Annotated in this window: 8 protein-coding genes and 1 pseudogene; 4 read left to right on the top strand and 5 right to left on the bottom strand. The window is 62.3% G+C overall.

What is annotated here, in order from left to right:
• The 5 genes and pseudogenes from VJR68_RS03640 to VJR68_RS03620 form a co-directional block, all read right to left on the bottom strand.
• A pseudogene (locus tag VJR68_RS03640) lies at positions 1 to 198 on the bottom strand (hypothetical protein); the annotation flags it as partial.
• A gap of 51 nt (positions 199 to 249) precedes the next feature.
• Complete coding sequence (locus VJR68_RS03635) at positions 250 to 636, bottom strand: peptidase C13 (RefSeq protein ID WP_324146192.1); 387 nt, start codon at positions 634 to 636, stop codon at positions 250 to 252.
• 173 nt (positions 637 to 809) lie between these two features.
• Positions 810 to 1,925 (bottom strand): cell division protein ZapE, encoded by a 1,116-nt coding sequence (gene zapE, locus VJR68_RS03630; RefSeq protein ID WP_324146191.1) that lies wholly within the window; start codon positions 1,923 to 1,925, stop codon positions 810 to 812.
• A gap of 90 nt (positions 1,926 to 2,015) precedes the next feature.
• Entirely contained in the window at positions 2,016 to 2,696 is a 681-nt protein-coding gene (locus tag VJR68_RS03625; RefSeq protein ID WP_324146190.1) for an alpha/beta family hydrolase, read from the bottom strand.
• 143 nt (positions 2,697 to 2,839) lie between these two features.
• Entirely contained in the window at positions 2,840 to 3,361 is a 522-nt protein-coding gene (locus VJR68_RS03620; protein ID WP_324146189.1) for a c-type cytochrome, read from the bottom strand.
• 449 nt (positions 3,362 to 3,810) lie between these two features.
• On the opposite strand from VJR68_RS03620, the gene VJR68_RS03615 reads away from it, so the two are divergent.
• The 4 genes from VJR68_RS03615 to VJR68_RS03600 form a co-directional block, all read left to right on the top strand.
• The gene (locus VJR68_RS03615; RefSeq protein ID WP_324146188.1) at positions 3,811 to 5,070 is read left to right on the top strand and encodes an efflux RND transporter periplasmic adaptor subunit; all 1,260 of its coding nucleotides are present in this window, start codon (positions 3,811 to 3,813) and stop codon (positions 5,068 to 5,070) included.
• Between the two features lie 189 nt (positions 5,071 to 5,259).
• The gene (locus tag VJR68_RS03610; RefSeq protein ID WP_324146187.1) at positions 5,260 to 8,499 is read left to right on the top strand and encodes an efflux RND transporter permease subunit; all 3,240 of its coding nucleotides are present in this window, start codon (positions 5,260 to 5,262) and stop codon (positions 8,497 to 8,499) included.
• A gap of 220 nt (positions 8,500 to 8,719) precedes the next feature.
• The gene (locus VJR68_RS03605; RefSeq protein ID WP_324146186.1) at positions 8,720 to 11,863 is read left to right on the top strand and encodes an efflux RND transporter permease subunit; all 3,144 of its coding nucleotides are present in this window, start codon (positions 8,720 to 8,722) and stop codon (positions 11,861 to 11,863) included.
• Between the two features lie 449 nt (positions 11,864 to 12,312).
• Positions 12,313 to 12,872, top strand: a 560-nt coding sequence (locus tag VJR68_RS03600; protein WP_324146185.1) for a TonB-dependent receptor plug domain-containing protein, incomplete at its 3' end; no start/stop codon positions are given.

The following is a 12,872-nucleotide window of genomic DNA, read 5'->3' as shown; positions in this document are numbered from 1 at the left end:
CACCGGCGTGGTGGCGATCCAGATCGTCGCACCCAAGGCCATGAAACTGAGAAAGGCCAGGCACACCACGACGATGTCGCGCGCGTTCCAGGGCGTGGGCTCGTGCACGCCCCAATAACCGAGAAAGGCCATGCCCATCGCCGACATGGTGGCGGAGGCGGAGCAGAGTCCGACGACTGAGCCGGTAGGTGCGCGCATGCGAGCGACTCCGCGAAGAGAACGGGCGGATCGTAGCGCAACAGATGGCGCTTACATGCTGACGTCGATCTCGATCGGATAGGTTGCCGAATCAGGCAGCTTGGGTGGTGCCGGAAACGTCCAGGTCGAGAATTGTGCGGCCAGGCATTTTGCGACCGGCGTCGGTGCGCGGACTTCCACATTCAACGGATGTCCGTCGAACGAGATGTCGGCGATCAGCGTGAAGGGCGATTTGTCTGCTGGTGCGTTGCCGGCAAGGCAGCTTTTCAGCGTATCGGTCATCGGGTTGCCGGTTTTGGCCCAGAACTGTTTCTGATACGCCGGTCCGGTGGCGCCGGCTTCGACCATCTTGGCGCGCTGCACGCGCGTGGTGAACGCGTCGGGTGTCGTGGTGGAGGGAACGCCGGCAAGCAGTGCGGCAACGATGACAATCAACATGGCGGCAACCCTGTGACAAAGCGGAGCACGCACCGTAGCAGCAGACGCAGCCGGCAGTGAAGCGACAAGGTGTTGGCGACGCGCGAAGCTGAGATCTCGTAGGCTGGGAGGAAATCCCAGCATCGCCATCGGCATGAAACGCTGGAATTTCATCCCAGCCTACGGGTTGCGCGTTACGCGAGATGTTCCAGCGCCAGATATTCCTGGCTTTGCATCTCGATCAAGCGCGATTCGGTACGCCCAAACTCTGCACGTAGCCGCTCGCCGTCGTACAGCTCGGTAATTGGCGCGCCGGCCGAAAGAATCAGCTTGACGTGGCGATCGTAGAACTCGTCGACCAGCTGCACGAAACGCTTGGCCGGATCTTCGCTGTAGATGGTGAATTGCGGCACGTTGGATACGATGATGGCCGGCGCGGTTTTCGCCAGCGCAATGTAATCGGCGACGGCGCGCGGGCCGTCGCAGAGTGCCGGGAAGTCGAACCACAGGATATTGCCGGCGCGCTTGCGTACCGGAATCGGGCGATCGTTGATCACGATCTCGCCGCCGTCAACGATGTCACCCTGCGCCTGGCTGGCAAAGATGCGCGACAGTTCGCGCTCGGCTTCGGCACCCGGCGGCGTGTGATACACCGGTGCATGCGTGAGGGCACGCAGGCGCCAATCGTGCGAGGAGATCATTTCCACCACCTGGCAGTGTTGCTTGATGGAAGCAATTGCCGGCAGGAAGCGTGCGCGTTGCAGGCCGTCCTTGTAGAGATTGTCGGGTGCGGTGTTGGAGGTCGTCACCAGCGTGACGCCGCGCGCGAACAAGGCTTCCAGCAGGTTGGCCAGGATCATTGCGTCGCCGATGTCGTTGACCAGGAACTCATCCAGGCATAGCACGCGGCAACGCTGCGCCAGGTTGGCTGCGACGTCGACCAGCGGATCCTGCCGCTCGCCCAGCTCGAGCAACTGCTCGTGCACTTCGCCCATGAAGCGGTGAAAGTGACGCCGCAGTGCGACGCCATGCGGCAGGCTGGCGGCGAACAGATCCATCAGAAAAGTCTTGCCGCGGCCCACGCTACCCCATAGATACAAGCCGGGCACGGCTTGGCGTTCTTCGCCGCCGAGCAAGGATTTCAGGCGGCCGAACAGGCTGTTGCCGTTGCCATTGCCGTTGGCAGGCGTGCACAGCGCCGCTTGCATGCGATCGAATTCCGGCAGCACGGCGAGTTGCGCGGGGTCGGCGTTCCAGCGGTGGGCGGCGACGCCTTCCTGGTAGCGCATGCTGGGGGATCGTTCGGTCATCGGTGTTCAACTTTGCGTAGGTTGGGGTGCGAACCCCAACAGGGTCATCCATACATACATGATGTTGGGGTTCGCACCCCAACCTACGCGTCAATCGCGCGCGGGCGGCAAATAATCCTGCATCCAATGTTTCACCGCTCCGCGCAAATCCATCAGGCGGCGATGGAAGAAGTGCCCGGTTTCCGGCATGCGCACCAGTTCCGGTGGTTGTTCCAGGCTGTCGATCCAGTCAAACACTGCTTGCGGCTCCACGATTTCGTCTTCCTCACCCATCACTACCAGCCAGGGGCAGGTGGGCAAGGCGAGTGTCTCGTGCGACCAGCGGCCAACCGGCGGCGCGATGCTGATCAACGCATCGGCCTTCAGCTTCACCGCATTGCGCAGCGTGACGTAGCTGCCGAACGAAAAGCCGGCCAGCCAGAGTTGATCATCGGGACGCATCTTGCGCGCCCATGCCACGGCGGCGGCAAGATCGTCGCTTTCACCACGGCCGTTGTCGTAGTCGCCGGCCGATTCGCCCGCGCTGCGAAAATTGAAGCGCAGCGTGTCGAGCCCGCATTCGCGCAGGCTGCGTTCCAGCATGGTCACCACTTTGTTGCGCATGGTGCCGCCATCCTTGGAGTTGGGATGGCAGATCACCACCACGCCGCGGCGCGCGCCTGGGCGCTCGGCCACATCGCTGATGGCTTCGAGGGGGCCGACGGGGCCTTGCAGGGTGAATTCGGTGAGAGCGTCCGGGAAGGTGGACGGATCGGAGGCGGGGAATGTCATGCGCTCAATGATAGCTGCGTAGGTTGGGGTGCGAACCCCAACATGGCGGTTCAACATGCATGACGATGTTGGGTTTCGCACCCCAACCTACGCAGCAAAACGCCGCCTCTTGGGCGGCGTTTCAACCTCGTGGCAATCGCAAATTATTTCGCCTGGTCGACGATCCACGTGACGGCCGCCTTCACCTGCGCATCGGTCAGCGCGGGATTGCCGCCCTTGGCCGGCATGGTGTTGCCGTCCGGGCCGTGGTAACCGTCGATGGCGTGCTTGACCAGCGTATCCAGGCCTTCGGCGATACGCGGTGCCCACATCGACTTGTTGCCGAGTACCGGCGCACCGGCCACGCCGGCGGTATGGCAGCTATGGCAAAGGTTGTCGTAGATGGTCTTGCCGTCGGTGGTGCCGCCGTAGGCGACTTGCGCGGCGGCAGCCTTGGCGGCGGCTTCCTGCGCGGCCAGCATCGCGGCGCGGCCGGTATTGCCCGCGTAGACCGCGCCGTTGGGGGCGAGGCTGGCGGAAAGTTGCTGTGCCGCGTTGGGATCGGTTTCCTTCGGCTCGTGCTCGTAGATCGTCCAGGCGGTGAAGATCAGGACCAGGGTCAGCACGCCGAGACCGGCGATAAGCAGCGAGAACTGACGCAGGAAACTCTGGTCGGATTTGCTCATGGAACCGCTCACGCAAGTACTCCAGTCATCGAATGATTAGTCTGGAAAAGCCGCCACAGTTTTCCCCCTGTGACGTACCTTGGCGCCCCTGGCGACCATGCCGCAGCTGATCGGCTTGATCCGGCGGCTGCGGACAACAGTGCCGGAGTATAGACGAAGCTCGCAACAAGTTGAGATAGCATCTGACCGGATTGTCGTCGTCGTGCCGCGGCGATTTGTCCGAGGACTTTAGTAAAGTGCGTGAGCCATGCCTGCAGGCATACGGTCATAACCGGGCTGATAGGCTGTGCTTCATGGACCGTGCCATCGGTCATAAGGCACCCGTGTCAACTGGCATTGTCCAAGCTCGTTAGGCAGCTCCTATGCTTGTTCGCAACACGTAGGGTAAGTGTGCATCGTTAGCACCGGGCGGAGACGGGTGGTTCCGCCGTTCAATCCAGGAGTTTTACATGTCGCGTTTTTGGAAGATCGCGTTGATCGTGGTCGCCGTGCTCGTGGTGGGTGGAGTCGCCTTCCGCTTGCTGCATAAACCAGGGGCGGAGCCCAGGGCCGGCAATCATCACGGACAATCGGCACAGAATGGTGGCCCTCCGGGCGCCAATGGTCAGGACAACGCGCCGGTGCCGGTGACGGTGGAGCCGACGGTCAAGCAGAACGTGCCGGTCTATCTCACCGCGATCGGTACGGTGACGGCACTCAATACCGTCACCGTCAATCCGCAGATCGGCGGCCAGCAGCTGGTGAAGATCAATTTCAACGAAGGCCAGCCGGTGAAGAAAGGCGAGGTGATCGCCGAGATCGATCCGCGCACTTATCAAGCGGCCTACGACCAGGCCGTGGCCAAGCAGAAACAGGACGAAGCCTCGCTCGCTACCGCCATCAGCACGCTGGACCGCAACCAGAAGCTGGTCGCCAACGGTTATGTGGCGGCGCTGAACATCGACACCTACCGCAACAACGTCGCGCAGCTGAAGGCGACGGTGATCGCCGACGAAGCCGCGGTGCGCTCGGCCAAGGTGCAGCTGGATTTCACCAAGATCATTTCGCCCATCGATGGCGTGGCGGGCATTCGCCAGGTCGATCCGGGCAATGTGGTGAGCACCACCACCAACATCGTCACGCTCACGCAGATCCAGCCGATCTACATCCTCTTCAATCTGCCCGAGCAGAATCTGGAGGCCGTGCGTGATTCGTTCCAGAACGGCGCCAACAAGCTGGAAGTGATCGCGCTGGATCGCGCTGATGCGCATCCGCTCGATACCACCGGCGCGTTGCAGGTGGTGGACAACCAGATCGATACCAGCACCGGCACCTTCAAGCTGCGCGCGGTGTTCAACAATCCCAACAGCACGCTGTGGCCAGGCCAGTTCGTCAACGTGCGGCTGCGCGTGCGCACCGTGCAGGGTGGGCTGGTGATTCCGGCGCAGGCTGTGCAGCGTGGTCCCGATGGCGATTTCGTCTACAAGCTGCAACCGGATCAGACGGTGGCGATGCAATCGGTGCACGTGGCCGGTGAAGTGGGTGACAGCCACGTGATGATCAGCAGCGGTCTTGTCGACGGCGATCAGGTGGTAACGGAAGGGCAGTTCCGCCTCAAGCCCGGCAGCAAGGTAAAAGCGCTGAAGCCGGGTGAAGTGCCGCCGGTGCAAGTCGCCTCGGATGGAAAGAAAGACAAGCAAGGCGGCAAGCGACGTGGCAACGCGGGCTGACAAAGCTGAGCGCCATTCATTCCTCTCTCCTTGCCGGAGAGGGGCCGCGGGTGAGGGTACGGACAAGGCGGCTTGGCATGTCTCGCGCGGGATCGTTTCATCTGTCTCCGCGCGCACCCTCGCTCCAAACCCCTCTCCCGGAGGGAGAGGGGCTTCAACGAAGCTCTGATCACGGATAGTCCGACGACTATGGGATTCTCGACCCTCTTCATCCGCCGACCCATCGCCACCTCGCTTCTCATGGTGGCGGTGATGCTGCTCGGCGTGCTCGGCTATCGCGAGCTGCCCGTTTCCGCGCTGCCGGAAATCGAAGCGCCCAGCCTGGTGGTTACTACTACGTATCCCGGCGCCAGCGCTTCCACCATGGCCTCGCTGGTGACCACGCCGCTGGAGCGCCAGCTCGGCCAGATCTCCGGCCTGGACATGATGACCTCCGACTCGTCGGCGGGCCTGTCCACCATCGTGTTGCAATTCAACATGGATCGCGACATCGACATTGCCGCGCAGGACGTGCAGGCAGCACTCAACCAGGCGCGTGGCACGTTGCCGAGCACGCTGCCGTATCCGCCGGTGTACAACCGCGTGAATCCGGCGGATGCGCCGATCATGACGCTGATGCTCACCTCCGACAGCCGCCAGCTGCGCGACGTGAACGACCTGGCCGATTCGATCCTGGCGCAGAAGCTGTCGCAGGTGCAGGGCGTGGGCCTGGTGTCGATCGCCGGCAACGTGCGGCCGGCAGTGCGCATCCAGGTGAATCCGGCGCAATTGGCCAACCTCGGCCTCACCATGGAAGACGTGCGCAGTGCGCTGACCGAGGCCAACGTCAACGCGCCCAAGGGCACGCTCAACGGCACCACGCAGTCGTACACCATTTCCACCAACGACCAGCTGGAAACGGCGGCCCAATACAAAGACACCATCATTTCCTACAACAGCACCAACAACGCGCCGGTACGCCTGTCCGACGTGGCGAAGGTGGTGGATGGCGTGGAGAACGACCAGCTTGCCGCGTGGGCGAATGGCAAGCCGGCAGTGTTGCTGGATATTCGCCGCCAGCCGGGCGCGAACATCGTGCAGACCGTGCAGCACATCCGCGACATTCTGCCGCAGCTGCGCAGCGTGTTGCCGGCGGACGTGCATCTGGATGTGTTTGCCGACCGCACCATCACCATCCGCGCGTCGGTGGAAGACGTGCAGTTCACGCTCGTGCTCACCATCTTCCTGGTGGTGGGCGTGATCTTCGTGTTCCTGCGCCGCCTGTGGGCGACGGTGATTCCGTCGGTGGCGGTGCCGCTCTCATTGCTGGGCACCTTCGGCGTGATGTCCTTCGCCGGCATGTCGCTGGACAACCTCTCGCTGATGGCGCTGACCGTGGCCACCGGTTTCGTGGTGGACGATGCGATCGTGATGATCGAGAACATCGTGCGCTACATCGAGCAAGGCAAGGACGGCAAGGAAGCGGCGGAGATCGGCGCGAAGGAAATCGGCTTCACTGTGCTGTCGCTGACCGTATCGCTGATTGCCGTGTTCTTGCCGTTGCTGCTGATGCCTGGCGTCACCGGCCGCCTGTTCCATGAATTTGCCTGGGTGTTGACCACGGCGGTGGCGATCTCGATGCTGGTATCGCTGACGCTGACGCCGATGATGTGCGCCTATCTGCTGAAGCCCGATGCGCTGCCCGAAGCCGAGGATGCGCACGAGCGCCATCTCGCGGCCGGCAAGCGCACGGTGTGGGCGCGCACGGTGGGTGTGTATGAGAGCACGCTGGATTGGGTGCTCGATCATCAGCGCGTGACCATGTTGGTGGCGGTGGTCGCCGTGGCGGTGACCGTCTTCCTCTACGTCGTGATTCCGAAGGGCCTGTTGCCGGAGCAAGACACCGGCATGATCACCGGCGTGGTGCAAGCCGACCAGAACGTCGCCTTCCCGCAGATGGAACAGCGCACCAAGGCAGTAGCCGACGCGTTGCAGAAAAATCCCAACGTGGCGGGTGTGGCGGCGTTCATCGGCGCAGGCTCGATCAACCCCACGCTCAACCAGGGCCAGCTCAGCATCGTGCTGAAGGACCGCAGCAAGCGCGGCGGCCTGGATGATGTCGTGCAGAGCCTGCAGAACGACGCGGCCAATATTCCGGGTGTGGCGCTGTACCTCAAGCCGGTGCAGGACGTGACGCTGGATACGCGCGTGGCAGCCACCGAGTACCAGTACTCGATGTCCGACGTGAGTGCGCAGGAGCTGTCGCAATACGCCACGCAGATGACGCAGGCCCTGCGCCAACTGCCGGAACTGGCCGACGTGGACAACAACTTGGCCGACCAGGGCACGGCGCTCAAGCTCACCATCGACCGCGACAAGGCGAGTACCTTGGGCGTGCCGGTGCAGACCATCGACGACACGCTGTACGACTCCTTCGGGCAGCGCCAGATCTCCACCATCTTCACGCAGTTGAACCAGTATCGCGTGGTGCTGGAAGTCGAACCGCAGTTCCGCACCAGCACCTCGCTGCTCAACCAGCTCACGGTGAAGAGCAACGGCAGCGGCGCGCTCACCGGCAGCAACGCCACTACCTTCGGCCAGGCCGCGTCGAGCAATTCCTCCACCACCACCGGCATTGCCACGGCCAATACCGGCATCATCATCGGCGCCGGCGGCACCATTCCGCTGGCCTCGTTGGTGAACGCGCAAGTGACCACCGCGCCGCTGGTGATCAGCCATCAGCAACAGCTGCCGGCGGTGACGATCTCGTTCAATCTGGCGCCGGGTTATTCCCTGTCCGAAGCGGTGGATGCGATCCACAACGTGGAGAAGCAGCTCAATGTTCCGCCACAGGTGCGCGGGCAATTCATCGGCAAGGCGGCGGAGTTCTCCTCCTCGCTCGGCAACGAAGCGCTCTTGCTGCTCGCCTCGATCATCGTGATCTACATCGTGCTGGGCGTGCTGTATGAAAGCTACATCCACCCGATCACCATCATCTCCACCTTGCCGCCGGCCGGCGTGGGCGCGCTGCTGGCGTTGATCCTGTGCAACATGAGCCTGTCGGTGGATGGCATCGTGGGCATCGTGCTCTTGATCGGTATCGTGAAGAAGAACGCGATCATGATGATCGACTTCGCCATCGAGGCGCAGCGCACCGGCATGAAGCCGCGCGAAGCCATTCACCGCGCCTGCCTGTTGCGTTTCCGCCCGATCATGATGACCACCGCTGCCGCCATGCTTGGCGCATTGCCGCTGGCGCTGGGCAACGGCATCGGCGCCGAGCTGCGTCGTCCGCTGGGTGTGTCGATCGTCGGCGGCTTGCTGCTGTCGCAGCTGGTGACGCTGTACACCACGCCGGTGATCTACCTGTACATGGAACGATTCTCGGAGTGGTTGCAGGCGCGCAGAGAGCGGCGCGCGCTGCGGCACGCCGCGCGCGATGCAGTGTGATGCATGTGGTCCGCGCAGGCGGGGATGAATGCGTAGGTTGGAATGAAATCGTAGGCTGGGATGAAATCCCAGCACCGCCATGCCACACAAAGCTGGGATTTCATCCCAGCCTACGTGCTCCATCGCATTGCCGCGGCATTGAATTTGAGCTTTCTTCATATGGCCATGGGGTGAGGGCAGCTAACCTCAACCTTTTCGTCCATCGCACGTTGTTTTCAACATGAACATTTCCGCCCCTTTCATCCGCCGCCCCATCGGCACCTCGCTGCTGGCGATGGGCGTCTTCGTGATCGGCGCGATCTGCTATTCGCTGCTCGGCGTCGCCGCGTTGCCGAACATGCAATTCCCGGTGATCTTCGTGAGCGCCAGCCAAGCCGGTGCGAGCGCCGAGAACATGGCCGCCACCGTCGCCGCGCCGCTAGAGCGCCATCTGGGGCAGGTACCCGGCATCGACACCATGCGTTCGGTGAGTTCACTTGGAAGCACCCTCGTGTTTCTGATCTTCGACGGTAGCCGCAGCATCGATGACGAAGCGCGCGACGTGCAGGCGGCGATCAATGCCGCGCAGGCGGATCTGCCCTCAGGTCTCAATGCGCCGCCGAGCTACGAGAAGGCCAATCCGAACGACGACCCCATCATCGCCTTCGCGCTGACCTCCGAAACGCAATCCGCGCGCGATCTGTACGACGTCGCCGATTCGCTGCTGGCTCAGCGCCTGCGCCAGCTGCCTGGCGTGTCGGAAGTGGACATCCTCGGCGCCGCCACGCCGGCCGTGCGCATCGACGTCAACCTGCGCGCACTCAACGCGATGGGGCTGTCGCCCGATCAACTGCGCAATGCGCTGACGGCTGCCAATGTGCTGCAGCCGAAAGGATTCCTCTCTGACGGCAACACCACCATGGCGGTGGAAGCCGACGATGCGCTGCATACGGCGGCCGATTTCGCGAACCTGGTGATTTCCAACAACGGCAAGGGCGCGCAAGTACGGCTCAAGGATGTGGCGCGCGTCTATGACGGCCAACAAGACGCCTATCAGGCCGCCTGGTTCCAGGGCAAGCCGGCGATCCTGATGTATGTGTACCGGCAGTCGGACGCCAACATCATCGACGTGACCGATCGCGTCAAAGCGGAAGTGCCGCTGCTGAGCAGCTATCTGCAACCGGGCACCCAACTCGTACCGTATTTCGACGGCACCCCCACTATTCGCGCCTCGCTGCACGAAGTGCAGGCCACCTTGCTGATCAGCCTGGCGATGGTGGTGCTGGTGATGGCGCTGTTCTTGCGCCGGCTGGCGCCCACGTTGATTGCCGCCGTGGCGGTGCCGCTGTCGCTGGCCGGCGCCGCCGTAATCATGTACGCGATGGGTTTCACGCTGAACAATCTCACCCTGCTCGCCGGCGTGATCGCGATCGGCTTCGTGGTGGACGATGCGATCGTGGTGATCGAAAACGTCATCCGCCATATCGACCAGGGCATGACGCGCATGGAAGCGGCGTTGACCGGTGCGCGCGAAATCGGCTTTACCATCGTCTCGATCACCGCGTCGCTGGTGGCCGTCTTCATCCCGTTGCTGTTCATGCCTGGCATCACGGGCATGTTCTTCAAGGAATTCACTCTGACGCTGGTGGGCGCGATCGTTGTCTCGGCCTTGGTGTCGCTCACGCTTACGCCATCGCTGTGCGGACTGTTTCTGCAAGGCCATCGCGATGCGCAGGCGAGTTCCAAGCTAGGCCGAGCGATCGACCGCATGCACGAACGCATGCTCAAGCTGTACCAGAACGCGCTGGATTTTTCCTTGCGCCACGCATTGCTGTTATCGCTGACGCCACTGATCCTGATCGGCGTGACGGTGGTGATCGTGATGTCCGGGCAGATCAAGAGCAGCCTGTTTCCGATGCAGGACACCGGCCTGATTCGCGGCCGCGCCACGTCCGGCGCCACCGTTTCGTTCCAGGACGCGGTGGCGCGCCAGCAACGCCTGATCGACATGCTGCTGCGCGATCACGACGTGGCCGTGGTGGGTTCGCGTCTGGGCAGCACGCGCACCGGTACCGCTGGCACGTTCGACATCCAGCTCAAGACTCATGCGCAGGGCCGCAAGGACGACACGTTTGCCGCCTTGACGCGACTCAGCAAAAAAGCCGCGCAATATCCCGATCTCAACGTACGCTTGCGCGCCATCCAGGATCTGCCCAGCTTCGGCGGTGGCGGCACCAGCCAGGGCGCGCAATACCAGATGTCGCTGCGCGGCGATGACACCGCCAAGCTGCAGTTCTGGTTGCCGAAGCTGGTCGATGAGCTAAGAAAGAATCCCAAGCTGCGTGACGTGGGCAGTGACCTGGATGACGCGGGCTTGCAGCAGAACATCGTCATCGATCGCGACAAGGCCGCGCGCTTGCAGGTCAACGTCGGCAACATCGATTCGGCGATCTACGATTCGTTCGGCCAACGCCAGATCAGCAACATCTACGCCGATCTCAACCAATACAAGGTGGTGGTCAACGCGGTGGCCGGGCAGACGGCCACGCCACGATCCATCGACGACATCCTGGTGCGTTCGAGCAGCGGCAAGATGGTGCGGCTGTCCGCGTTCGCGCATCAGGAACCAGGCGTGGCGCCGACGCAGGTGTCGCACTTGAACCAATACACCACCATGAGCCTGAGCTTCAATCTCGCCCCCGACGTGAGCATGAGCGAAGCCTTGAAGATCGTGCAGGCCACGGCAGACAACATGCGCATGCCCGGCGACATCAAGCTCGACGTGGGCGGTGATTTTCGCCGTTTTCAGGAGTCGCAGAGCGGTGGCCTGTGGCTGATTTTGGGCGCGATCGTCGTGGTGTACATCGTGCTGGGCATTCTTTACGAAAGCCTGATCCATCCAGTGACCATTCTTTCCACGTTGCCTGCTGCAGGCGTCGGGGCGTTGCTCGCGTTGTGGTTCACCCATACCGATCTCTCTGTGATCGCGCAGATCGCGCTGGTGCTCTTGATCGGCATCGTGAAGAAGAACGCGATCATGATGATTGACTTTGCACTCGTCGCGCAGCGCGAGCATGGCAAGACACCGCTGGAAGCCGCGCGCGAAGCGAGCCTGGTGCGCTTCCGCCCGATCATGATGACCACCATGGTCGCGATTCTCGCCGCGTTGCCGATCGCCATCGGCCTTGGCGAAGGCTCCGACTTGCGCCGTCCGCTCGGTATCGCGCTGATCGGCGGCCTGCTGATTTCGCAAAGCCTCACCTTGCTCAGCACACCCGCGCTGTATGTCATCTTCTCCTGCCTCAGCGAGCGCTGGGCAGCACGACGCGCGCGCCGTCGAGATCGCAAAGCCGGCCGACAAGGCATCCTCGCACGCGAGTCGTAAACCCGTAAGCTGGGATGAAATCCCGGCATCGAAAACCACAACAAAGCTGGGATTCCATCCCAGCCTGCTTGCAGGCCACCGCGCCTGTAGGTTGGGGTGAGCGAACGCGAACCCCAACAACCCTCGCCATCTCACTCAGGCATTGAAGCGCCCTGGATCGACCGCGCGCTCACAAGAACTTGTCCTAATAAGTCATGTGCTAACGCAATATATTGCGTTAGCACATGACTGCTCGTTGTTTAGTTAAATTCATTAACTTCAATAAGTTATGGCGCGACTGCGCGATTGACCCTGTCCGGTTAGTCCATCCAGTACTGTTAATTTCTTGCGAAACGTGTTTACCATTCCTAAGGCCGCACCTTCTTACGACGTAAGTAAGTGCGCCAGGGGAGTCAGCAGAACCCTACCCATACCCCACGTCTGCTGCTGATCAAGAGGGAGTCCTTCCAATGCATTTCAGAACGACACGGCTACGCGATGCCATCGTGTTGACCTTGTTTGCAGGCACCGCCGGCTTTGCGCTGGCAGCCAACGCACAAGATTCGAATCCATCCAGCAAGACGCTGGAAAAAGTAGTGGTAACCGGTTCCAGCATTCCGCGTACCGACCTGGAAACGGCCTCGCCGGTGCAAGTGATCACCGCCAAGGATCTGCAAGCCAGCGGCCTGCCCACGGTTGCCGATTACCTGCAGCGCCTCACCTCCGATGGTGCTGGCTCCATTCCTTCCACCTTCGGCAACGGCTTTGCCAGCGGCGCTACCGGCGTTTCGCTGCGCGGCCTCGGCGCGGGCTCCACGCTGGTGCTGCTCAATGGTCGCCGCATGGCCTCGTTTGGCCTGGCCGATGACGGCCAGAAGGTGTTCACCGATCTCAGCACCATTCCGATGGAAGCGGTGGAGCGCATCGAAGTGCTGAAGGACGGTGCCTCGGCGATCTACGGTTCGGACGCTATCGCCGGCGTGGTGAACATCATCCTCAAGAGCGATTTCCAGGGTGCAGTGGCCAAGGT

It is taken from the genome of Dyella sp. (assembly GCF_035277725.1).
Classification (GTDB): Bacteria; Pseudomonadota; Gammaproteobacteria; order Xanthomonadales; family Rhodanobacteraceae; genus Dyella_B.
This window is presented reverse-complemented; position numbering and strand designations above follow the sequence as displayed.